Annotated in this window: 22 protein-coding genes; 17 read left to right on the top strand and 5 right to left on the bottom strand. The window is 48.2% G+C overall.

Features of this window, described 5'->3' with window-relative positions:
• The first annotated feature begins 161 nt into the window (after positions 1-161).
• Both CLFS41_RS26620 and CLFS41_RS26615 read left to right on the top strand, forming a co-directional pair.
• Positions 162-950: an ABC transporter permease gene (locus tag CLFS41_RS26620; RefSeq protein ID WP_045094075.1), complete on the top strand. Its 789-nt coding sequence runs from the start codon at positions 162-164 to the stop codon at positions 948-950.
• 13 nt (positions 951-963) lie between these two features.
• Positions 964-1731: an ABC transporter ATP-binding protein gene (locus CLFS41_RS26615; RefSeq protein ID WP_045094074.1), complete on the top strand. Its 768-nt coding sequence runs from the start codon at positions 964-966 to the stop codon at positions 1729-1731.
• Positions 1732-1912: 181 nt separating this feature from the next.
• On the opposite strand, the gene CLFS41_RS26610 is transcribed toward CLFS41_RS26615, so the two are convergent.
• Positions 1913-2665, bottom strand: coding sequence for a glycosyltransferase family 2 protein (locus CLFS41_RS26610; protein WP_045094073.1), 753 nt, complete (start codon positions 2663-2665; stop codon positions 1913-1915).
• 248 nt (positions 2666-2913) lie between these two features.
• On the bottom strand, positions 2914-3849 hold the full coding sequence (locus tag CLFS41_RS26605) for a hypothetical protein (RefSeq protein ID WP_045094092.1): 936 nt from the start codon (positions 3847-3849) through the stop codon (positions 2914-2916).
• Between the two features lie 654 nt (positions 3850-4503).
• Here CLFS41_RS26605 and CLFS41_RS26600 point away from each other — a divergent pair.
• The 7 genes from CLFS41_RS26600 to CLFS41_RS26575 all read left to right on the top strand — a co-directional run bounded on the left by CLFS41_RS26600 (position 4504) and on the right by CLFS41_RS26575 (position 10210).
• Positions 4504-5802: a 4Fe-4S dicluster domain-containing protein gene (locus CLFS41_RS26600; protein ID WP_045094072.1), complete on the top strand. Its 1299-nt coding sequence runs from the start codon at positions 4504-4506 to the stop codon at positions 5800-5802.
• Between the two features lie 95 nt (positions 5803-5897).
• Positions 5898-6851, top strand: a complete 954-nt coding sequence (locus CLFS41_RS26595) for a DUF1848 domain-containing protein (RefSeq protein ID WP_045094071.1) — start codon at positions 5898-5900, stop codon at positions 6849-6851.
• Positions 6852-6935: 84 nt separating this feature from the next.
• A complete protein-coding gene (locus CLFS41_RS26590) occupies positions 6936-7814 on the top strand; it encodes a glycerophosphodiester phosphodiesterase family protein (protein WP_045094070.1) in 879 nt (292 codons plus the stop codon).
• A gap of 153 nt (positions 7815-7967) precedes the next feature.
• Positions 7968-8630 (top strand): undecaprenyl diphosphate synthase family protein, encoded by a 663-nt coding sequence (locus CLFS41_RS26585; protein ID WP_007869415.1) that lies wholly within the window; start codon positions 7968-7970, stop codon positions 8628-8630.
• Between the two features lie 279 nt (positions 8631-8909).
• The gene (locus tag CLFS41_RS26580) at positions 8910-9638 is read left to right on the top strand and encodes a LytTR family DNA-binding domain-containing protein (RefSeq protein WP_007869414.1); all 729 of its coding nucleotides are present in this window, start codon (positions 8910-8912) and stop codon (positions 9636-9638) included.
• A gap of 139 nt (positions 9639-9777) precedes the next feature.
• Complete coding sequence (locus CLFS41_RS30515; RefSeq protein ID WP_007869413.1) at positions 9778-9951, top strand: hypothetical protein; 174 nt, start codon at positions 9778-9780, stop codon at positions 9949-9951.
• A gap of 13 nt (positions 9952-9964) precedes the next feature.
• Complete coding sequence (locus CLFS41_RS26575; RefSeq protein ID WP_007869412.1) at positions 9965-10210, top strand: spore coat protein; 246 nt, start codon at positions 9965-9967, stop codon at positions 10208-10210.
• Between the two features lie 120 nt (positions 10211-10330).
• On the opposite strand, the gene CLFS41_RS26570 is transcribed toward CLFS41_RS26575, so the two are convergent.
• From CLFS41_RS26570 to CLFS41_RS26560, 3 genes are all read right to left on the bottom strand, one after another.
• Positions 10331-10936 carry a cytidylate kinase-like family protein gene (locus CLFS41_RS26570; protein ID WP_045094069.1) on the bottom strand — a complete coding sequence of 202 codons (606 nt, stop codon included), beginning with the start codon at positions 10934-10936 and terminating at the stop codon, positions 10331-10333.
• 104 nt (positions 10937-11040) lie between these two features.
• Entirely contained in the window at positions 11041-11511 is a 471-nt protein-coding gene (locus CLFS41_RS26565) for a hypothetical protein (RefSeq protein WP_007869410.1), read from the bottom strand.
• Between the two features lie 182 nt (positions 11512-11693).
• Positions 11694-13049, bottom strand: a complete 1356-nt coding sequence (locus tag CLFS41_RS26560; RefSeq protein ID WP_007869408.1) for a cell wall-binding protein — start codon at positions 13047-13049, stop codon at positions 11694-11696.
• 287 nt (positions 13050-13336) lie between these two features.
• Between CLFS41_RS26560 and CLFS41_RS26555 the strand changes: the two genes are divergently transcribed.
• The 8 genes from CLFS41_RS26555 (at position 13337) to CLFS41_RS26520 (ending at position 24295) form a co-directional block, all read left to right on the top strand.
• Positions 13337-15343, top strand: a complete 2007-nt coding sequence (locus CLFS41_RS26555; RefSeq protein WP_045094068.1) for a thiamine pyrophosphate-binding protein — start codon at positions 13337-13339, stop codon at positions 15341-15343.
• A 12-nt stretch (positions 15344-15355) separates the two neighbouring features.
• Positions 15356-16297: an NAD(P)-dependent oxidoreductase gene (locus CLFS41_RS26550; protein ID WP_007869398.1), complete on the top strand. Its 942-nt coding sequence runs from the start codon at positions 15356-15358 to the stop codon at positions 16295-16297.
• A gap of 31 nt (positions 16298-16328) precedes the next feature.
• Positions 16329-17465 (top strand): class I SAM-dependent methyltransferase, encoded by a 1137-nt coding sequence (locus CLFS41_RS26545; RefSeq protein ID WP_045094067.1) that lies wholly within the window; start codon positions 16329-16331, stop codon positions 17463-17465.
• Positions 17466-17509: 44 nt separating this feature from the next.
• Positions 17510-18508, top strand: coding sequence for an NAD-dependent epimerase/dehydratase family protein (locus tag CLFS41_RS26540; protein WP_045094066.1), 999 nt, complete (start codon positions 17510-17512; stop codon positions 18506-18508).
• Complete coding sequence (locus CLFS41_RS26535; RefSeq protein ID WP_007869393.1) at positions 18474-19448, top strand: glycosyltransferase family 2 protein; 975 nt, start codon at positions 18474-18476, stop codon at positions 19446-19448. The genes CLFS41_RS26540 and CLFS41_RS26535 overlap by 35 nt, the downstream gene beginning before the upstream one ends.
• The gene (locus CLFS41_RS26530) at positions 19445-21673 is read left to right on the top strand and encodes a glycosyltransferase (protein WP_045094065.1); all 2229 of its coding nucleotides are present in this window, start codon (positions 19445-19447) and stop codon (positions 21671-21673) included. The genes CLFS41_RS26535 and CLFS41_RS26530 overlap by 4 nt, the downstream gene beginning before the upstream one ends.
• Positions 21666-22760 (top strand): glycosyltransferase family 2 protein, encoded by a 1095-nt coding sequence (locus CLFS41_RS26525; RefSeq protein ID WP_007869389.1) that lies wholly within the window; start codon positions 21666-21668, stop codon positions 22758-22760. Before CLFS41_RS26530 ends, CLFS41_RS26525 begins: the two co-directional genes overlap by 8 nt.
• 110 nt (positions 22761-22870) lie before the next feature.
• Positions 22871-24295: an undecaprenyl-phosphate glucose phosphotransferase gene (locus CLFS41_RS26520; RefSeq protein ID WP_007869385.1), complete on the top strand. Its 1425-nt coding sequence runs from the start codon at positions 22871-22873 to the stop codon at positions 24293-24295.
• Positions 24296-24425 lie beyond the last annotated feature (130 nt).

Below are 24425 nucleotides of genomic sequence, written 5' to 3'. Positions count from 1 at the left end.
ATATATGTTTACAAATATATATAGTGACCTGAGGTCTGGGAAATGAGCACATATACAGAGAAGGAAGAATAGGGAATACCTCCTTATACAGCATCTAAGTCTTCCAGAATAAATAGAAATCAGATTACCTATTGAGTATTTAGTTAAGGGGTACAAAATTAATGAGTATAATGTTAAAACGTTTGAGCATATTTCTAAATTACAAAGATTTATTGAAACAGCTTGTCTTTAAAGACCTAAAGCTTAAATACCGCCGAAGCTTTCTCGGCTATATATGGAGTGTACTGAACCCCTTGCTGGTTATGATCGTAATGGCTGTTGTCTTTTCCACTATGTTCAGCCGTAATATAGAAAACTTTCCGGTATATCTGTTTTGCGGTCAGATTCTGTTTAATTTTATGAATCAGTCAACCCATCAGGCATTAGGTTCAATTAATGGCAACGCCGCATTGCTGAAGAAAACATATGTACCAAAATATATTTTTACCTTTTCAAAGATTACCAGCGGATTGATCGATCTGGTTTTTTCCATGGGTGCGCTTGTGATTGTTATGCTTGCTACCCGGGCTCGGTTTAGTTGGCATTTTTTCCTGTTTCCTTTTGTTCTTTTACAGCTATATGTATTTTGCCTTGGACTTGGTATGTTTTTGGCACAGGCTAATGTATTTTTCAGAGACATACAGTATATCTATAATGCAGTGACCACGGCCTGGCTTTATTTAACACCCATTTTTTATCCTATTGAATCGCTGCCGCCAAGGTTGATATGGATTGTTAAGCATTTAAATCCTATGTACTTTTATATCGGACAGTTCAGGGACATTATCTGCTATAACCGTTTTCCGGGGCATGTTATCATACTTGCAGGATGTACGGCATCCGTTCTGATGCTGATAATAGGAACATGGTCGTTTTTGAAAAATCAGGATCAGTTTATTTTGTATATTTAAGCGGGGAGCATTTATGAAGGATCAGAGAGAAATTGTTGTTGATGTAAACCATGTTACAATTCGCTTTAATAAGGCCAATCAAAAAATCGATAATCTGAAGGAATATTTTATAAAGCTTGTAAAACATGAACTGATGTTCCAGGAATTTTTGGCTATTAAAGATGTAAGCTTTCAGGTTCATAAGGGAGAGGCATGGGGGCTGATTGGAACAAATGGTTCCGGAAAATCTACTATCTTAAAAGCAATTAGCGGGATTATTAAGCCTTATGAGGGGAATATTTCAATTAAGGGGAGTATTGCCCCTTTGATTGAATTGGGAGCTGGCTTTGATGGAAATCTCACCGCCCGTGAGAATATTTTTCTTAATGGATGTCTTCTCGGACATAGCCAAAAGTATATGGAGGAACATTTTAACGAAATAGTTGATTTTGCAGAACTATGGGATTTTCTTGATTCTCCTATAAAAAATTACTCCTCAGGCATGAGAGCTCGTCTAGGCTTTGCCATTGCAACGATGGTAAAACCGGATATTTTTATTGTAGATGAAGTTTTGGCAGTTGGAGACTATAAATTCCGAATGAAATGCGAGAAACTCATGGAAGATATGCTAAAGGGAGGAACTACGCTTCTGTTTGTGTCCCATTCTATAGACGAGGTAAAACGGCTTTGTGATCATGCTTTATGGCTGAATAAAGGGAAATTGATTCAGATGGGAGAAGTTAATGAAGTCTGTGAAGCTTATATGGAAGGGATTGGGGCAGTGCAGAAGGAAGATAAATAAGGACACAATTAATAATAGAATATATGAAGGACTCTATTTGGTATTAAAAAAACAAGCATAAAAAACGCCCTGTCTGCCGCGTAGGAGTGGGTGATGCCTGTAAGGGCAGCCAATCTTTTTTCTGATGAGCATCCGTCTTTTGGCGGATGTTTTCTTTTATGCTTGGATGATGATCAATACATTACAACAGGCGGCTGTATTTTTTTACACTTCGTATGAAATAGCATATCCAGTAATAAAAGGCTGGAACAAAATGTATACCCAGATAACGGTATACTCGGAATGTCATCAAGCCGGCTTTTATTTTATTACCAGATTTGGAAGTGGAGGAGATTCTATATATGAGTAAGGGCTCATTAATACCATAAGCAAAATCCGTTTCATATCGTAAAATTTGAAGCCACACAGCAAAATCCTCATGCATTTTGGAAGCGTGTTCCATGGGATAATTTTTAAGCAAAGTCTTTCTGATCAAGACTGAGGAACAAGATATAATATTCTGCTTTAAAAGTTCTTTGTAGGTTATTGCTTCAGGTACAGTAAGATAGTAATCAAGAGGGGTGCTGCTTTCGTCCATAAAGCTAGAACCTGAGAAAATGAATCCCCCCTGATGTGATTCGGCGAAATCTATCTGTTTTTTTAGTTTTTCCGGATGCCAGCAGTCATCACTGTCAAGAAATGCAATCCATTCCCCAGTAGCGATGGAAATGCCTTTATTACGAGCCGCAGCAACGCCCAGATTCGTCTTATTTATAATATAGAGTATACGGCTGTCCATTTCAGAAAAATGCTCAATAAGCTGAGTTGTCTCATCTGTAGAGTGATCGTCAATAATAATTAGTTCCCAGTCCTGGTATGTCTGATTTAATACAGAGGTTATGGCTTCTTTAATATAAAGTGCTGCATTGTACGCAGGCATTATGATACTTATCATATGAGACCTCGCTTTATTTGAAAATATCTATATATCAAATTCTCTAAGTGGTTTTTAATGACCAGATAATATAAGGGAATCGGATTGCCGCTGGTTCTCTCAAGAACACATATGCAAATGCATATCCTCTTGGATTAACATTTTAACATTAATCCAAGAGGATATATAGCACATTTTCACTTTACACAAGCTTTGTTATAGTTTTATAAAAACTGAGAGATATCACGCTCAATGTACAGTATCCCCCCCTACTGCACCACCCGATAACTCCCCCGATCCGGCGTCCCCGTATCCCACTCCGGCATCCAGGCCCCATCGCTTCCAAGCCAGTAATACATTTCAAGGGCATCTGATTTCACATAGCAGTCTGATTCCATGTATCCCCTATAATTAAAATAGTACCACGTATCATTGATCACCCTCCAACAGTCAGTTGCAAAGGTTCCATCCTTATAAGCGAAGCGCCATCCGGCAGATGTTTTCTGCCATTCTCCATTGTCCCTGGTCCAGGCATTCTCGCGGTTGAGAACTTTGGCATCAGAATCAGAGGACCATCCGCTGGCTTCGGTGCTGTAGGTGCCAAGGGCGCGGACATTGAAGGTATAGCTGCCTTCAGTATTAATATAGGAACTGAAATCATATGAATTTTCTTTGGTGGTCACAGTTGCCAGGAGACGCTTGTCCCTGTACAGTTTTACCTCATACTGTTCTGAGCCATCCACTGAATCCCACAGGGCCGTGTCGCCGTTCCAGCTGGTTGCAGTGGTGCCGGGCAGATTGCCGGAGATCTCGGGAAGATAAACCTGAAGGATCAGGGTAACGCCATCTGATTCTATGTGAGACTCCTTGTACTGAGCGCTGCATCCGGACAGACTGAAGTCACCTCTCTCAATATTGGAGAATTTATAACCTTCCCTGGCAGAGAGTTCCACCTCAGCCACGGGCCGTTCCCCGAAAATCCAGGTGTCGTCATCTTTTACATATTCCGTGCCTTCTACTTTGAATTGGCTGCTGCTGGAGCTTGCTGTAATGCTGCCTACAATATCGCCTCCCTTAGGGGCCTTGTCCCAGGAAAAGCTTAAGGAGACCGAGGTAATGGTGTTCTCCTGGCCATAGGCGGAGAAGATGCCTCCCAATGTGAGACATGCAGCTAAAGCCATGATTGCAATTATTTTTTTGTTCACTGAAATCCTCCTTTTCATAAATGATACGTTGCTTGGTGAATCATTGGTTGCTGTTTTTATTTTACAGTATTTCTGAGGAAATGTCCATTTCTTGCGGGAAAGAAAATTGTCTCCTGAAAATTGTCTGTTGCAGCCCGCCATACAACCATACACCCTAAGCTGTTTCAAAAGCATGCATCCTCGATGCCAGTACCGCATCATCAGAATCATTTGACCCATTGTGCAAAAATATTAAATTAATATGAAAGAAAATAGTCCGATATTCTATTGAAAAATTAAGATTACATCCCAGCAAATGTATACTATAATGGTAATAAGTAGGTTGATACCTGGTATGGTATCGTATAAGAACAGAGGTCGAATGAATACTACCCAAAAGCCGGGCGATAATTTAATGGAACATAAAAGCAAAGGTGGCTCTGTTATTTAATGGAGCCGCCCTATTAAACAGATGGAGAGCAGAAATCATGTACTCTCGGAGTCTCCCCGGCACTAATTTTTGCGTCTGATTTCCCGCCAGTCGCACACAAATTGATTCAACATACACACCGTGTACGCCACATGAATTTATGCGCAACTGACAAAAAAATCATCTCGCAAATCGGAGTACCGGAAGATTCCGATCGCACACATCAATTAAGAGGAGGATAATTTATGGGACACCTAACCACCCGTGACGCCTACAAATCCCTCGGTGACCGCATCAACTGGTTCACCCAGGGCGCTCCGGTGTCAGAGACACTATATAAGATCCTGCAGGTGCTTTACTCGGAAAAGGAAGCCAAGTGGGTTGCTTTGCTTCCCGTCCGTCCATTTACAGTTAAGAAGGCGGCAAAGATATGGCAGACATCAGAGTATAAAGCGGAACGCCTGCTGGATCATCTCTGTGACAAGGCTCTGCTGGTTGACTCCTGGCACAACGGTGTCAGACAGTTTGTTATGCCGCCGCCAATGGCCGGATTCATAGAGTTTGCTTTGATGCGTACCAGGGGAGACATTGACCAGAAATATCTTAGCGAGCTGTATTACCAGTATATGAACGTGGAAGAGGATTTTATTAAGGATCTGTTTTATGCCACGGAGACAAAGCTGGGCCGTGTTTTTGTCCAGGAACCGGTGCTGACCAATGATAAGATGAATCATATCCTGGACTATGAGAGGGCGACCCATATTGTGGAGGAGGCTGAATATATAGGCATTGGCCTGTGCTATTGCCGCCATAAGATGTATCACGCGGGCCATCCCTGCGAGATTGACGCGCCATGGGACGTATGCCTGACCTTTGACAATGTGGCCCGTTCACTGGCGGAGCATGGAGATTATGCAAGGCTTATCTCCAAGGAGGAGGCGCTGGATGCCCTTGAGCGCTCCTATGACAGCAATCTGGTGCAGATTGGGGAAAATGTCCGTGAACACCCTGCTTTTATCTGTAATTGCTGCGGATGCTGCTGTGAGGCCCTTCAGGCAGCCAGGCATTTTAGCCCCATGCAGCCTGTGGCAACCACCAACTATATCCCTGAGATTTCAGATGAGAAGTGTGTGGGCTGCGGCAAGTGCGCCAAGGTCTGTCCTGTTCTGGCTATTTCCATGAAGGAGAATGGGGATGGACGCAAGAAAGCGGTTCTGGACAGGGACATCTGTCTGGGGTGCGGTGTATGTGCCAGAAACTGCAATATAAAAGCCATTGAGCTTAAGAGGCGCCCGGAGCAGATTATTACGCCTGTGAACAGCACCCACCGGTTTGTTCTCCAGGCCATTGAGAAGGGGACGCTGCAGAATCTTGTTTTTGATAACCAGGCATTTGCCAACCACAGGGCAATGGCCGCCCTGTTCAGCGCCATCTTGGACCTTCCGCCTATCAAGCAGGCCATGGCCAGCAAGCAGTTTAAGTCGGTTTATTTGGATCGCCTTTTATCAATGCAGAGTAAACGAAAAAAGGAAAAATTTACCTGATGTATACAGAGATGACTTTATGTGGTTCCTGTGATAGAATGAAAAGAATATCCGGGAACAAAGGATATGAGCAGAATACGGAATGAGATGATAAAATGATAGTCAGTGCAAGCAGAAGAACAGATATTCCGGCATTTTATGCGGAGTGGTTTTATAATCGCCTGGTAGAGAATTACCTGTATGTAAGGAATCCCATGAACCCAAAGCAGGTCAGTGAACTGAAGCTGAGCAGGGATACTGTGGACTGCTTCGTGTTCTGGACCAAGAACCCCGGCCCCATGATGGACAGGCTTTCAATCCTGGATACCATGGGGTATCCCTATTATTTCCAATTTACCCTGACTGCCTACGGCCAGGACATGGAACCGGGACTTCCTGATAAGCGGGAGCTGGTGGAGACTTTCAGAACACTTTCACGGCGCATTGGGGCTGAGCGGGTAATCTGGAGATATGATCCCATTTTGCTGGGAGGGATTTATAATGTGGAGTACCATTGCCGGTGGTTTGAGCAGCTGTGTAAAAGCTTAAGCGGGTACACGCAGACCTGTGTGATCAGCTTTATTGACATGTATGCCAGGATTAAAAAGAGTATGGAGCACATGGGAGTCTATGATATGGGAGCCGGGGATATACGTTTGCTGGCATCCCTGCTTGGCCCCATAGCAAAACAGTACAAAATAGGGCTGCAGACATGTTCAGAGGCAATGGATCTTTCGGAATATGGCATACAAAAGGGAAAATGTATTGACGACCGCCTGATCTCACGGATAACAGGACGGGAGCTGGATGTAAAAAAGGATGATACACAGAGGGAAATATGCGGGTGTGTTAAAAGCGTGGACATTGGCACTTACCATACCTGCGCCCATTTTTGCAGATACTGCTATGCCAATCTGAATCCGCCTCAGGTACAGGAGAACAGAAGACAGCATGATCCGGACTCGCCTTTTTTGATTGGCAGGTTGAACGGAGAAGAGAAGATAACACAGCGGGTAATGAAATCCGTTTTTAGACACAGCGATGACGGACAGATGGAGCTTCAGTGGTAAGTGAAGGATAAAAGACACCCGTTCCTGCAGTAGGACAGAATAAAACAAGACAGAATAAAACAAGACAGAATGAGGCAAGACAGAATGAATCAAGAGAGAGTAAGTAAAAACCGCCGTCACCTATCAGCCAACGCCGGGCGCACCCATTTTCCAGCGCCCTTCATCATGAAAATGGCACCGCTGCCGGCCGCGCTCCTGTGCGGCCTGATGTTAGTGCTGGCCAGCCCCGGCTTTGCTTTTGCGGAGGAGAACTGGGACCAGGATGTGGAGATCACGGCCCACAGGGGAGATGTTTCCCAGGCTCCGGAGAATACGATCCCGGCATTTAAAGCCGCGATCGAGAGCGGAGCGGACTGGATCGAGCTGGATATCAATCAGACAAAGGACGGGGTCCTGGTGGTCCTTCATGATGAGAACCTGATGCGCGTGGCTGGAGTTCCCCACAAGGTCAGGGATCTTACGTATGATGAGATCCGCAGCCTGGATGTGGGCAGCCGTCTGGGGCCCGATTTTCAGGGGACATCCATTCCAACCCTGTCTGAAGTGCTGGATTATTGCCGCGGAAAGATCAAACTCAATATAGAGATTAAATATAGAGAGGGACAATCCCTGGAATTGATCCCGCAGATGGTAGAAATGATACGCCAGAGGGAAATGCTTCAGGAGTGCATGATAACATCCTTTAATTATGGCTGCCTGCAGATGGTTAAGATATTTGAGCCGTCCCTGGAGACCGGCCTTATCTCATCCCAGCCCATACCTCAGCCTGAGATCTACACCAGCGCTGACAACTTTGTCCTGAGTATTGAACTGATCGAGCCGGACACCGTGAACCGGATCCATGGACTAGGCAAGGAAGTGATCGCCTGGACCATTAATGACCAGTACTCTGTAGATAAGTGCAAAAAAGCCAGGGCAGACAATATCATAACAGACAGGCCGGATGATATTCTACCGGAGTAATGTGTTTTTTGTGGTCATTGGCAGCTGTTTACAGCGGTTACGTGGCATTTTCATCTGCAAACAGGCATAGACCAGGTATAGGTTTTCCGGAAAAGCCCATACTTTCCATATATTACCGGCATCAGATGCAGGCCGGAGCCTGGAGGAGAGATAATGAGAATACCGAAACATATTGGAATCATACCGGACGGAAACAGAAGATGGGCACAGAACCGGGGGATGGAAAAGGCGGATGGATACAGTCACGGCATTTCCCCGGGAATGACCCTGTATTATATGTGCCGTGAACTGGGCATTGAGGAAATGTCCTTTTACGGTTTTACAGTGGATAACACGAAACGCCCCACAACTCAGCGCCAGGCGTTTACAAAGGCATGTGTTGCAGCTGTCGGGGAATTGTCAAAGGAGGATGCAAGCCTGCTGGTATTGGGCAATACCCAATCGGATATGTTCCCGCCGGAGCTTCTTCCCTATACCACCAGACAGGACTTTGGGGCGGGGGGAATGAAGATCAATTTCCTGGTAAATTACAGCTGGGAGTGGGACCTGGGTTTCAAACCAGGGCCAAGGACATCCGGTGAACCGGCAATCAGCCGGCCGGCTTCCATCGGGCCGGGGCTTAAGACCGCAGATGTGTCGCGTATTGACCTGATCATCCGCTGGGGCGGCAGAAGGAGGCTGTCAGGCTTTCTCCCGGTGCAGTCGGTTTATTCCGACATATATGTGGTGGATGATTACTGGCCGGATTTCAGGCGTCAGCATGTGGAGGACGCAATTAAGTGGTACTCGGCCCAGGATGTCACCTTGGGCGGATGATGGGAACCACCAGGTTACCCGCTTTTGCGCCCATTTTCCCGCTGTCCTGAACTGTTACAATATATCATAATAAGGAATGGACCAGAAACTAAATTGGCGTCCGCGTAATATGCCCTGGGCTGGGCTGGCTTAAAAAGTCAGATCCGGGCCAGGCTTCATATTTCCCGGGCGCCAATATAAATTTCTACATTAAACAGACTGTTTTCAACATTTATAGACAAATTTAGACAGGGGGGTGTAAAATATCATAGAAAAAAATTGCAGTACGGGGACAGATATATGATACATATAGCGGTTTGTGATGATGATATCCAGTTGTGCAGCCAACTGGAAGATTATATAAAAAAATGGAAAGAAAAAAGAAAACTGGAAGTAGAGGTCTTTAACACGGGGAGGGAATTTGAGAAAGCTCTCAGGGAACGGTATTTTGACCTTATATTTTTGGATATTGTTATGAAAGACTGCAGCGGCATTGAGCTGAGCCGGTTTATAAGGGAAGAGCTTGGCAATGACACCAGCATGATCGTATATATGTCCGGATATGGGGATGAATACGCACTGGAGCTGTTTCAGTTCCAGCCCTTTCATTTTCTCAAAAAACCATTTAAACCAGAGGAATTCCAGCAGGTGTTTTTTAAGGCATGTGACAGGATACAGGGGGATTCAGGTATTTTTGAATTTAAGTCCAGCAGGACCGTGTACAGGGTTCCTTTGAAGGATATCCATTACTTTGAGGGCGATAACCGGCGGGTTAAAATCGTAACAGCCACACATACATATCATTGTTATTCCACCATTGAAAATCTTTTTTCCAAAATTAACATGGAGCAGGCGGGATTTATTCGGCTGCATAAGTCGTACGCCGTCAATCTCCGTTTTGTGGCAAAATTCAGCGTCAGGATGGTGACGCTGTTTGACGGCGAGGAGTTTACGGTCAGCGCGCCCTTTAAAGAGAACGCCCAGAGGCAGTATGAGGCATACAGTGAGAAAATAGGCAGGCAGAGATGATTGGTCCGGGTGAACAAACTATGAGCAAAAATTGATTCAGGCACAAAGCATCGTTACCATCGCTATTTATAATTCATTTCCGGGAACCGTGCATATCCGGGTTAAATCGGATGCATACTAACTTTGGAGGTGATAATCTATGAGTCCCAAGGAATTAGACTATATTGAAGACGCTTTAGGCCATGAAAAATTTTTGAAGACACAGTGCCAGGAAGCGATCCAGAACCTGCAGGATCCTGCCCTTAAGAATCAGGTACAGCAGATGGAACAGAAGCACCAGCAGATTTTTGATAATTTCTACAATCTCGTATAAGGAGGAGAAAGCAATGGATGACAAGTGTATCATGGAGAACCTTCTCCTTACAGAGAAAGGCGTATGTGACCTGTATGTTCACGGCACAATTGAGTCTTCCACAACCAATGTGCATCAGACATTTAATCAGGCGTTAAATGACAGTCTGTGTCTGCAGGATGATATCTACAAGCAGATGTCCGCACGCGGATGGTATCAGACAGAACAGGCTGAACAGCAGAAGATCCAGAAGGTTAAGAACCAGTTCGCAGGAATGTAGGTTTCGGCCCCGGTAAGCGGTCCGGGTAAGCGGCCCGGGTAACAGGCGGGTTACAGAATCCGGAAAAGAGCAGGGCATGTGGTCAGCATGTCCTGCTCTTTTGCCATATGGAAAGAATTCTTAGTCTGACTCATAAATTCCTTTTATGATCCGTATGGTCTTGTCCATTCCCAGCTTGCTTATGTTGAGAAGCATCTGGTGGGAATCGATGCTGCCCCATTTGTGCTTGGTATAGTTTTCATAATAGTTTTTCCTGCGCCGGTCCGTGGATTTGATGGCGTTGACAGCGTCCTTTTCCGTAAAGTTATAGCGCTCCATAATGCGGCGGACCCTGTCGTCCATGGAGGCGCAGATAAAGACATCGACCAGATCCGGGTAATTGCGCAGCACATAATCACCGCACCGTCCCACGATCACGCACGGGCCCTTTCTGGCCAGGGCCTCAATGATAATGGTCTGTGTTACATAGGTGCTGTCGTTCAGGGACAGCCCGTACCCGGTAACGGAATTGGGCTCCTTGGGTATCTGATAATTAGCCAGAAAGGTGGAGAGGGCGGATTCGTCAACCTTTTCCACGCTGACAGGGGAATGTCCCATCTTTTCAGCGGCCATCTCCACCAGGTTCCTGTCATAGAGGGGAATCCCCAGAAGGTCTGACAGCCTTTGGGCTACCTCATGTCCTCCGCTTCCGAACTGACGGGCTATGGTAATGATCTTATGGCTCATAGTTCCACTCCTTTCCAACCTGAAACATATAAAGTGCACAAATTAGTTGCTATATATGTTATTATACCGCACTATTTGCACAAAAGATATAGAAAATTATATTTTCAGGCTTTATCCTGCATGATCTCCCGTATACAGACATGTTCCTGCCCTTCGGCTTCCTCCTGTTCAGGGGAAATGTCAGTGGCCGCGGCCTCATCTCTGAGAAGATGCCTGCGCTCATGGATCAGATCCCATATGGTATCGTGCATCCATTTCACTGTGTCATTGAGTATTTTGTTCTCTGTGTCCAGGTTCATGATCACATTGTTCATCTCGGCAATGATCTCCCTGCTGTTGTAGCGCTTGTGGGGCTCGGTCAACCGTTCCACCAGGGATGGGTTGGTCCTCAGTATCTCCTTTGAAAGGTATTCGTCCCGTTCATCACAGGACATTCTCATAAATTCCGTATAGTGCATCCGCACCATGTTCATGGCCTCCGCGCACCCGCACTTGGGGCACTGGGGATGTCGGGAGGTCTGGTAATATGCGTAGTGTCCGCATTTGGGGCAATAAAAAACAGCTAACTCTCTCATAATGTCCTCTCCTGATAAGTACTCATAATATAAATAACGTTTCAGAAGCGAAAATATGTCTATTTTTTGTAACTTTCTTGTAATTTCGGCACAATGCACAAAAAAACGGCAGACTATTTGGCTAGTCTGCCGTGTATATCACTCTGCCTGATAATCTGAACGGATGATGGCAGAATGGTTTATTACTGGATCACACCTTCGGTGTTTACTGTCCAGATCTTTTCATTTTCATCTTTGAAGTCTTTGAATCCATTGCCAAGTTCCGGTTTTGCATTGGACTTGGAGGAGGATCCTGCCTTCTGTACGGTACCGTTTGCATTTACAAGGTACTGCTTATCGTCTAAGGTAACAGGTGCAAAGCGCAGATCTTTGTCAGCTTCCTGACGCAGGCCGTATACATACAGCACGTTGTCCTTGATGCCGTGGTATCCCTGGCCCTTTCTGGAGCCGTCTGTGTGGAAATACCAGTTCTGTGTCTCGCCTAAATCCTCATCGTAGATTACCTGCTTACCGGTCTTCATCACGCCTTCTTCATCAAAGTAGAAGTTGGCAATGGCATCATTTTCAATATTTACAACCTGCTTGCCGGTCTGCATTTCACCCTTTGTATTGAACGCATACTTTTTAGAGTCAACGCTGAACAGCTCAAGACCCTTGGTTGCGTGGTAAGGTTTTCCCTTCTTAAAGTAGAAGCGGTAAAGTTCTGCTTCCTCGCTGATGCCTTCAACACCTTCAATGGTTCTCCAGCCATCGGCGCGCTTGCCGTCCTCATCATAGTACTGATATCCGGCTACGGTTGCCTCTGTCTGTGCAGGAGTTGCCTCGGAAGGGGTTGCCTGTGCCTCATCTGCGGTTTCCGCAGATGCAGGGAGCTTGAACCAGCCTGTCTGCATGCGGCCGTCAACAAATGTGTAGTAGTCGCCTTCTATCTTTTTGTCCACTTCATTTTCAATACGTTTTCCTGTGTTGTCAAAATAGTACCAGGATTCAAGGATCTCAGGATCATCGGTTTCATCTTCCAGAAGAACCCAGCCGGTCTTCCTGCTGCCGTCTTCGCCTAAATAGTAGTTGTAGCCGTCAACTGTGATGGAACCGGTCTGCATGATGCCGTCCTCATTGAAATAGTACCACTGATTGTTAATGGATGCCCATTTGGAGGTCAGGGCCTTGCCGTCCCTTCCGTAATAATAATACAGATACTCCTGAGCGTCTTCTTCATTCCAGAAATCTTCGTTTTCTACGGAAACCCATTTCATGCTGACACGTTTTCCGTCTTCTCCTACGTAATACTCATCAATCTGCATGTTGGTGGCGCGTATACCGTCTGAATCCAGGTAATACCAGTCATCTCCGGACTTCTTCCAGGTATCGGTTACGGCATCGCCGTAAGAATCGTAGTAATACCAGTTTCCGTTTTCCTCTGACCATCCCGCGCTTTTAGCGTAAGCGGTAGAAGTAGTTGGGAAGAAGTTAGGGGTTACTGCTGCCATCAGCATTGCAGTGGATAATACAGCCAGAACTTTTGTCTGTTTTTTCATAATATTGAATCTCTCCTTTTTGATATGTGGTTTTGTCTGTGGCCGAAAATCCGTCCTTGCATTACGAGGTTCATTATAGCGGACAAATCCGCGGAATGATAGTGATGGTTACTGGAAGTTCTGGAATACGCTGGAGGCAGGGGGGCGGCCCCTTGAATGGCCTGTTTGGCCTGTATCCCCCCTTTATTGTAAGAGAAATTTAGTATTATTTTATGGTGTTTTATGCTATACTCTCGATATATTAACATTTTCGGTAACGAGCATAAGAACAGGGAGGGAGACCGCAGATGAAGATCAAGATTTCCAATTATATAGCAGCCAGGCTGGTGGAGGCAGGGATCTGCCAGGCATTCATGGTGACCGGAGGAGGTGCAATGCATCTGAACGATGGGCTGGGGCATCAGGAGGGGCTGCACTGTATCTATAACCACCACGAGCAAGCCAGCGCCATGGCTGCAGAGGCATATGCAAGGATCCATAACAGGATCGCTGCGCTGTGCGTTACCACAGGGCCTGGCGGCACCAATGCCATTACCGGAGTGGTAGGCGGGTGGCTGGATTCCATTCCCATGCTGGTACTGTCAGGGCAGGTCCGCTATGATACCACGGCCCGTTTTTCAGGGGTGGGGATCAGGGCCATGGGAGACCAGGAGTTTGATATCTGCAGATCCATTGAATGCATGACCAAGTATTCGGAGATGGTATTGGACCCCCTGCGTATCCGTTATTGCCTGGAGAAAGCATTGTATCTTGCCCGGTCCGGCCGCCCCGGCCCTTGCTGGCTGGATATTCCGCTGAACGTCCAGGGGGCCTTTGTGGATACGGAGGATCTGATTGGTTTTGACCAGGAGGACTATAATGCAGGAGGAGACGGCTGGGCAGGCGGTGACAAGAGCCACAGGATCAGCCAGGATATCGCCGGCCAGGGCGAACTGCGCCAGGTACTTCCGGCCAGGGTGGAGCTGTCCACGGCCCAGGAGATCATTAAAAAGGTGAGAAATGCCAGACGCCCTGTGATCAACGCGGGCAACGGGATCCGCATTGCAGGCGCCCATGAGGTATTTATGGAAGTGGCTGAAAAGCTTGGGGTGCCGGTGATAACGGGATGGGACAGCGAGGACTGCATGTATGACGCCCATCCTCTTTATGTGGGCCGTGCGGGCAACATGGGGGACAGGCCTGGCAACTTTGCCATACAAAACAGTGATCTGGTACTTTCCATCGGCAGCCGTCTGAGCATACGGCAGGTAGGATATAATTATAAGACCTGGGCCAGGGAGGCCTATGTGATCGCCAATGATATCGACCAGGAGGAACTGAAAAAGCCATCGGTCCATGTGGACATGCCGGTCCACGCGGATGCCGGGGATCTGCTGGAACAGCTGAACCGGGTTTTGGATGCCCTGCTGGCAGAGGAGGGCAGTGCACTGCCCCATAGCCTGAGCCGTCCGGGCAAAAAGCAGGTGTTTGACGGCGGGGAAGGGCTTCGATCCATGAACTGGAGCCAAACCTGCGCCATGTGGAAGGAGCGCTATCCGGTGGTCCTGCCAAAGCATTTTGAACATGGGGACCAGGAACCGGCCAATGTATATGCGTTTATTTGGGAAGTGAGCAGCCGTCTCAGGGAGGACCAGGTTACAGTGGTGGGCAACGGCTCCGCCTGTGTGGTGGGGGGCCATGCTTATGTAATTAAGAAGGGGCAGCGCTTTATCACCAATTCAGCCATCGCGGCCATGGGATATGATCTGCCCGCGGCCATCGGCGCCTGGGCTGCTTCCAGGACAAACCAGTTCTACAGCAATGGCGGAGATCCCAGCGGGGATGACCTGATTCTGGTCACCGGAGACGGAAGCCTTCAGATGAACCTGCAGGAGCTGCAGACCATTATCCATCACAGGATGAATATAAAGATATTTGTGATCAACAACGGAGGTTATCATTCCATCCGCCAGACCCAGAAGAATTTCTTCGGTGAGCCTTTGGTGGGCGTGGGTGTGGACAGCGGGGATCTGAGTTTTCCATCCCTTGAAAAGCTGGCCGCTGCTTACGGCTATCCCTACCGGTCCGCAGCACACAACAGTGAGCTGGCCCGGGCAGTGGAGGATACCCTTGGAATGGAAGGGCCTGTTATCTGTGAGGTATTTGTGTCCACGGATCAAAATTTTGAGCCCAAATCATCTGCCAAGAGGCTTTCGGACGGCACCATGGTATCGCCGCCTCTGGAAGACCTGTCACCCTTCCTGCCTGAGCAGGAGATGGATGAGAATATGATCATTGCGAGAATAAAGGAATAAGGAGTACGTGTTATGCGGATAGTGGTAACAGGAGCTACCAGCTTTATCGGACTGGCTGTTACAAAGGAACTGCTGGATAAGGGGCATGAGGTGTTTGCCGTGGTGCGGCCGGATTCCCCCGGCAGAAGGCGGCTGGAAGGAAAAGAGGGCTGTTTCATTATGTCCTGCACTCTGCGGGAGATCCACACCCTGGTGGGACGGAGGGAACTGGCAGGGGGAGCGGATGCATGGCTTCATCTGGGATGGGAGGGGGCGGGAAGCGATAACCGCCGCGATCCTGAGATACAGGCCCGCAACATTGCCTATGCCCTGGAAGCCCTGAGAACCGCTTACGCCCTGGGATGCAGCCGCTTTCTGTTCAGCGGATCCCAGGCGGAATACGGTATCTGTCATACGGTAATGAGGGAAGACGGGGAATGCCATCCCGTGTCGGAGTACGGCAAGGATAAGCTGAAAGTGTGCTCCATGGCTTCGGAGGAGGCGCGCCGTCTGGGGATCACCTATATCCACGCCCGGATTTTCAGCGTGTACGGCCCCGGGGATCATCCCTGGTCCCTGATAGCCACCTGTATGGACACATTCCTGAAAGGCGGGCATATGGAGCTTGGAGCCTGTACCCAGATGTGGAATTTCCTGTATATAACGGATGCCGCAAGGGCTCTTACAGGCCTTTTGCTTGCCAAAGCACCTGCCGGCGTGTATAATGTGGCAGGGGAAGATACCCGCCCCCTGAAACATTATCTGGAAGAACTGCACAGACTCTGCGGAGGCGGTGGAACCTATGAATACGGAAAGCGTCCTCCTAATGCGGAGGGAGTGGTCTCCCTGATCCCGGACACGGGAAAGCTGCATGAAGCGGTCGGCTTTAGGCAGGAGATCTCCTTTGAGCAGGGGATAAAGGAAATGCTTCATAAGGGAAATATTCCATATCAGAAAAGTCTGGGATTAAAATAAATTGTGTAAACGTTTGAAAGGAGACAGATACATGAAACGATGCATCGCCTGCGGTGCTCCGTTATGGGAGACGCCTTTACTTACATTGGATAACATGCCGGCTTCCGCCCAGCATATGCCGGATGCCGCAGGGCTTTTAAAGGACCAGGGGCTGACCCTGGATCTGTGTCAGTGCATGGGCTGCGGCCTGGTCCAGTTTGACTGCGATCCGGTGGACTATTACAGGGATGTGATACGGGCAGGAGGTTTTTCCAAAACCATGATGGAACTGCGCCGGTATCAGTATAAGAATCTGATCCAAAATTATCATCTGGAGGGAAAGAGGTTCATTGAGGTGGGCTGCGGCCAGGGCGAGTTTCTTAAGGTGCTGACTGAATTTCCCGTGGAGGCCCATGGAATCGAGCACGATCCCCATCTGGTGGAGCTGGCCAGGGCGCAGGGACTGGATGTGATGGAAGGGTTTACTGAAACGGAGGACACCAGGTTCCCTGGAGGTCTTTATGATGTTTTCCTCTCCTTTAACTTCCTTGAGCACCAGCCTGATCCGGGCACCATGCTCCAGGCCATTTACCGCAATCTTGAGGATGATGCGGTGGGACTGATCACGGTTCCCAGCTTTGAATATATCATGGACCACAACAGTTATTTTGAGCTGATCCGGGACCACATTGCCTATTATACATTTGAGACCCTTACGCCTCTTCTGGAGCGCAACGGATTCCAGGTGGAGGAATGCGAGGTCATTAACAGGGATACCTTGTCCGTGATAGTGAAAAAACGCCCGCAGATGGACACGGAGAATCTGTTGGACTGCTATGTGAATCTCCGGAAGGAGATGGAAAGTTACATGAAGTACCTGGACGCATGGGACAAGAAGATCGCCATGTGGGGGGCCAGCCATCAGGGGTTTACCCTGGCAGCCACCACAAAGCTGGGGGATAAGGCGCAGTATATCATAGACTCCGCACCGTTTAAGCACGGGAAGTTTGCTCCCTCCTCCCATCTTCCCATTGTGCCTCCGGAGTATTTCCTGGACCACCCGGTGGATGCCATTATCATCACCGCGCCCGGTTACACGGAGGAGATCGCGGCCAGTATCAGGGAACGGTTCGGCAAGGATGTGGAAGTGAGAGCCATGCGCTTTAATCATCTGGAACTGGTGGGATAATACCGTCCGTGTACACGGATGATGGGAAAGGAACTGGAAGGAAAATGAAGGATGTGACCCAAGGCGGCTTGGGAGCGCGTATTGTGATAACCGGAGCCACCGGCTTTATTGGAAGCAATCTTGCCAGGGTATTCCTGGAACACGGGGATCATGTATTTGCACTGGTGAGACCGGGGTCCAGGCACAGGGATGCGCTGCCGGTCCACGACAATCTTACAACCGTGGAATGTGATCTGGACCATGTGCCTGACTGCATACCGGCCATCGGACGGGCGGATGCATTCCTGCATCTGGCTTGGGGCGGAGTGAACCGTGAGGAGATCGACTCACCCAAGGTGCAGGCGCGCAATGTGTCCGGTTCCCTGGATTGTGTCAGGACAGCGGCCCGCTTAGGCTGCACCGTGTTTATGGATGCAGGCTCCCGTGTGGAATATGGCGCCGTGGAGGGCATGATGCAGGAGGATGTGGAATGTCATCCCGTGAACCAGTATGGAAAGGCCAAGCTGGAATTTTATCAAAAAGCAGCCCCCCTTTGCGGGGAGCTTAACATGAATTATTATCATCTGAGGTTTTTCAGCGTTTATGGATACGGGGATCACCCGTGGTCTATTATTTCCACCCTGGTAAGGGATCTAAGGCAGAATAAGCGGGTATCCCTAAGTGCATGCAGACATCAGTGGAATTTTATGTATATTGAGGATGCGGTACAGGCAGTATATGAATTATACAGGCACGGTGTTCCGCCTGTGGGTCTGAGAAGCTGCATTGTGAATATTGCCAGTTCTGATACAAGGCCCCTCCGTTCCTTTGTGGAGGAGATCCATAAGATCGCAGGCTTTCGGGGTGAACTTGAATACGGCACATTTGTCCAGGCAAAAGAGGGCGCCCTTTCCATACGGCCGGATATCGGCAGGCTGCTTGGACTCACAGGCGGTGACTGGAAAGAGGAATATACTTTTTGCCGCGGCATTGAAGAAACTATAGAGAAAGAAGAAGCGAATAAAAGACATGAAGAAGATCAGCGTATTGATTCCCTGTTATAATGAAGCGGAAAATGCAGGTCCCATCAGCAAGGCGGTGACGGACATACTGGAAAGGGAACTGCCCCAGTATGACTATGAGCTTGTGTTTATTGACAATGACTCCACTGACGGCACAAGGGATATCCTGCGCGGGCTTTGCGCGTCCAATCCCAGGATTAAGGCGATTCTAAATGCACGCAATTTCGGTCAGTTTAATTCCCCCTATTACGGTATGCTTCAGGTGACGGGAGACTGTGTCATTGAGATGGTGGCGGATTTCCAGGATCCTGTGGAGATGATACCAAAATATGTCCGTGAGTGGGAAAAGGGCTACAAGATCGTAATCGGCATCAAGACCAGCAGCAAGGAAAATAAGGTGATGTACTGGCTGAGAAGCTGTTATTATAAGACCATCAAAAAGCTGTCCGATGTGGAGCAGATTGAACATTTTACTGGTTCAGGGCTTTATGACAGGGAATTTATTGAGGTTCTCAGAAAACTGGACGATCCCACGCCGTTTCTGAGGGGAATTGTAGCCGAGCTGGGGTACAAGCGCAAGGAAATCCCCTATGAGCAGCCCAAGCGGCGGGCTGGCAAGACCCACAACAATTTTTACCGCCTTTATGATGCGGCCATGCTCAGCGTCACCTCCTACACAAAGGCTGGACTCAGGCTGGCCACCATATTCGGAAGCGTGTGCGCTGTGATCAGCATACTGGTGGCCCTGGTGTACCTGGTGATGAAACTGATCTGGTGGGACCGTTTTCCGGCAGGTATGGCCCCCCTGCTGATCGGAATGCTGTTTCTGGGGTCGGTACAGATGTTCTTTATCGGATTCCTGGGTGAATATATCATGAGCATTAACCAGAGGGTGATGAAGCGCCCGCTGGTGATCGAGGAAGAGCGGCTTAACTTTGACGAGGAAGCGGACAAGGATGAAAAGGGCGGTGCAGAGGCATGAAATATAAAATAGATGTTGTGCGCATCCGGGAGAATTCCATCACGTTAAATGGATGGGCGATTGGAAAATCCCCTGAGAGCCGGGCCACCTTCCGGATCGAGGATGAAAAGCATAATCCGGTGAAATTCAAGCATGTATCCACGCGCAGGGATGACGTGAGCCAGATTTATTTTAAGAAAGTGCATAACAAGGAATTTGGATTTGACATCCAGTTTCCCTATGAGCGCGGAAAAAGCTATTACCTGCTCATCCGCTGTGAGGGACGTCAGGCCAAGATCAAGTACAATGAGGACCTGATCACGCGCCGGGCCAGCGTTGCCCACAAACGGATGGAAAAGATAAAGGATCTCATGAACATGGAGACCGTCCATGTGGCTTTGGATTTCTGGAAGGAGCATGGGTTAAAGGCCCTGGTGGTCAAATCCAGACATAAGCTTCAGGGCATTGATAATGACTATGATTACGGCGAATGGTATGAGCTCACAAAACCAACAGATGAGGAACTGGCTGCCCAGCGGCAGGAGAACTTTGATTTTGAGCCGCTTTTATCCGTTGTGATCCCTGCCTATAAGACGCCGGAGCGCTATCTCAGGGAAATGCTGGATTCCATTCTGGAACAGACCTATACCAACTGGGAGGTGTGCATTGCGGACGGAAGCCCCAGAGGACAGGGGCTGGAGCGGGTCCTTAAGAAGTATGCGGACAGGGACGGGCGCATCCGATATGAGATGCTGGGCAGCAACCGGGGAATTGCGGGCAATACCAATGCTGCCCTGGATATGGCCAGGGGAGATTTTGTGATCCTGGCTGATCATGACGATACCCTGCCTCCCCATGCGTTTTATGAGGTGGTGAAGGCCATCAGTGAACATCCGGGATGCGATGTGCTCTACTCGGATGAGGACAAGCTGGACATGGATGGAAAGGCCCTGTTTGACCCGCATTTCAAGCCTGATTTTAACCCGGATCTTTTGACCAGCGTAAACTATATCTGCCACCTCTTTGTGGTAAGGCAGGATCTGCTGAAGCAGGTGGGCGGTTTCCGCCAGGAGTTTGACGGAGCCCAGGACTATGATTTTATGTTCCGCTGCACTGAGGCCGCGGAACATGTGCATCATATTCCAAAGGTGCTCTATCACTGGCGCTGCCACCAGGATTCCACGGCCAGCAATCCGGAGAGTAAGATGTACGCCTTTGAGGCTGGATCCAGAGCCATCATGGCCCATTATGAGCGCCTGGGCATAGAGGCCGAGCGTGTGGAAAAGGGGGTGGATCACGGCATCTACCATACCCGGTTTAAGATTCAGGGCGAGCCGCTTATATCAGTGATTATTCCCAATAAGGATCACAGCGAAGATCTGGATGTGTGCGTGAAATCCCTTATTGAAAAATCCACTTACCGGAACCTGGAGTTTATTGTGGTGGAAAATAACAGCAGGGAAAAAGAGACATTTGCCTATTATGAGAAAATGCAGGCATTGCACAGTAATTTCCATGTGGTCACCTGGGAAAAGGAATTTAATTATTCAGCCATCAACAATTATGGGGCCGGTTTTGCTAAGGGTCAGTATCTGCTTCTTTTAAATAATGACACGGAGCTGATCGATCCGGATTCCATAAGGGAAATGCTTGGTTTCTGCCAGCGGGAGGATGTGGGCATTGCCGGAGCCAGACTGCTGTATGGGGATGATACCATCCAGCATGCAGGGGTTGTCATAGGATTTGGCGGCATTGCAGGGCATACCTTTATCGGACTTCACAAGGCGGAGAACAGTTATTTCCACAGGGCCATGTGCGCCCAGGACTACAGCGCGGTCACAGCCGCCTGCCTTATGACCAAAAAAGACGTATTCGATGCAGTGGGCGGTCTGAGCACCGAACTGGCAGTTGCTTTTAATGATATTGATTATTGCATGAAAGTAAGGGCCTTGGGGAAACTGGTAGTATATGCTCCCTATGCATGCTTCTACCATTATGAATCCAAGTCCAGAGGGCTGGAGGATACCCCGGAAAAGGTGGAACGGTTCAACCGAGAGGTGGCCATTTTCATTAAAAAATGGCCGGATATCATAAAAAATGGCGACCCTTATTATAATCCCAACCTGACCCTGCGCAAATCCAATTTTGCGCTTCGGGACCTGTTAAAAGAAAAAATCGGGGAACCATATGATTTAAGGGTTTACCAGCAGTATGCGCCGGAGGATAAACAGAATTCCCATGAGTGATCAAAACAACCGTCAAAACAGTGATCAAAACAACCATCAAATCAACCATCAAGGCAGTCATCAAAACAGCCGTCAGCACAATCATCCACACAGACGCTGCGGCAGGGAGGGGAAGAAGGCCACTGTTGTCATACCCAATTATAATGGCCTCTCCTTTATGGAACCGTGTTTTAAGGCCCTGGAGCTTCAGATATGCAGGGATTTCGAGGTGCTGGTGGTGGACAACGGCTCCACGGACGGAAGCGTGGAGTGGCTGAAGGACCAGGGAGTGACCTCCATTTTCCTGGACAGCAACACCGGTTTTTCAGGGGCGGTGAACAGGGGGATCAGGGCTGCTTCCACGCCCTATGTCATCCTGCTTAACAATGACACGGAGCCGGACTGCCACTATGTGGGTGAGATGATCAAGGCCATTGAGCGTTCACCCAGGATTTTTTCCGTCAGCAGTAAGATGATCCAGATGTACCACAAGGAGCTGATGGATGATGCGGGAGATATGTACAGTCTCCTGGGCTGGGCTTTCCAGCGCGGGGTGGGCCGCTCTTCCGCGGGCTATAACAAGGCCTGCCGCGTTTTCTCGGCCTGTGCGGGGGCTGCTATTTACCGCAGGAAGATATTTGATGAGATCGGATATTTTGATGAGATGCATTTTGCCTACCTGGAGGACACGGATGTGGGCTACAGGGCCAGGATCGCAGGCTATGACAACATCTACTGCCCATCGGCAGTGGTGTATCATGTGGGCAGCGGCACCAGCGGCTCCAAGTATAATTCCTTTAAGGTAAAGCTGGCTGCACGCAACAATGTATATCTGAACTACAAGAACATGCCCGCTTTGCAGCTGGCTGTAAATCTGCTCCCTATCATGGCGGGGATCGCGGTCAAATACATGTTTTTCAGAAAGATCGGTTTTGCAAAGGATTATGTGGAGGGACTAAAGGAGGGTATTGCCACTGCGGGAACGTGCAGGAAGGTCCCCTATGACCCCAGGCACCTGCGCAATTACTTTGCCATTGAATGGGAATTGTTAACAGGTACTCTGATCTACCTCTATGAGTTCACTGCGAGACAGATTGCGAAATTATGAAGTTTTTAGAAATTAAGAGAAATGTTATAGAATAATGCCGGTTTATCATGTATAATAACAACGATATTTACGGTATATAGGGATTTCCTGAGAAACCAAGGTGATATACAATGATAAAAGATAACCAGAAAAGGCTGAACCGCCTCCATGTCCTGCTGGACATAGTGGTCACGGCTGCGGCCTACGCTTTGGCATGGTTTATTGTTATCAGCGGTAAGGTGATACCGCTGGATGTAAATGTTGGCGTGTTAAAGCCTCAGGTATATTTTATGGCACTTATTTTCATTGTGCCCATTTATCTCATATTGTACGCCAGCTTTCACCTGTATGTGCCCAAGCGGATACAGGGACGGCGTTCAGAGTTTGCAAATATCTGTAAAGCCAACATTATCGGTTTGATGATTTTCACCTTCGTGCTTTTCGGCGCGAGGAAATTCATCCAGCACAACGAATTTTTCTCTACCAAGATGCTGCTGGCATTCTTTGTGATCAACATCATCCTGATGGAGACAGAGCGGATCTGCATACGTCTGTTTCTTCATTCCCTTCGGACCAACGGATATAACCAGAAGCATGTTCTGCTCATTGGATACAGCCGCGCGGCCGAGGGGTTTATTGACAGGGTCAGTATGAACCCGGAGTGGGGATACCATGTACAGGGGATCCTGGATGACAATCAAAAGCCGGGTTACAGATACAGGAATGTTCAGATCCTGGGTCCCATGGATCATCTGGAGACATTTCTTGCCTCCAATACCCTGGATGAGATCGCCATCACTCTGAGCATCAAGGAATACGCTAATTTGGAGCCCATCGTGGCTGCCTGTGAGAAATCAGGCGTGCATACAAAGTTTATTCCCGATTATAATAATATAATACCAACCATACCTTATATGGAGGACCTTCAGGGACTTCCGGTTATCCATATCCGCCATGTGCCTCTTACGGGCGTGTTTAATGCAACGATGAAGCGGATCGTGGATATTATCGGCGCCCTGTTTGGTCTGATTGTATTTTCGCCTGTCATGGTGCTGACAGCTGTGCTTATTAAGATCACATCCCCCGGTCCTGTGATCTTCAGCCAGGAGCGCATTGGTCTTCACAATCATCCCTTTAGGATGTACAAGTTCCGTTCCATGGAGGTCCAGGACCCGGGAAAGGAGCGGGGACAGTGGACTACGCCCCACGACCCCAGGGTGACTTCCGTGGGCCGTTTCATACGTAAGACAAGCATTGACGAGACGCCGCAGTTTTTTAATGTCCTGGTTGGGGACATGAGCCTGGTGGGACCAAGGCCGGAGAGGCCCCTTTTTGTTGAAAAATTCAAGGAAGAGATTCCGCGTTACATGATCAAGCACCAGGTACGCCCCGGACTGACCGGCTGGGCCCAGGTCAATGGATACCGGGGAGACACTTCCATTACCAAACGAATCGAACATGATCTGTATTATATTGAGAACTGGAGCCTGGGTTTTGATTTTAAGATTATGTTTTTAACTGTTTTTAAAGGGTTTATTAATAAAAATGCATATTGATATGCATTCCGTATACATTTAAAATACTCCCAGCATCTTGGCTGAGCATGAACCGGGCAAGATCTGGAGCGTGTCTGGAAATTTTTTTCTGGCAGCGACAGCCGGGCTTGGACTGGGCTACATGATAGAA

Origin of the sequence: Clostridium sp. FS41 (assembly GCF_000954015.1) — a bacterium.
Taxonomy (GTDB): domain Bacteria; phylum Bacillota; class Clostridia; order Lachnospirales; family Lachnospiraceae; genus Enterocloster; species Enterocloster citroniae.
This window is presented reverse-complemented; position numbering and strand designations above follow the sequence as displayed.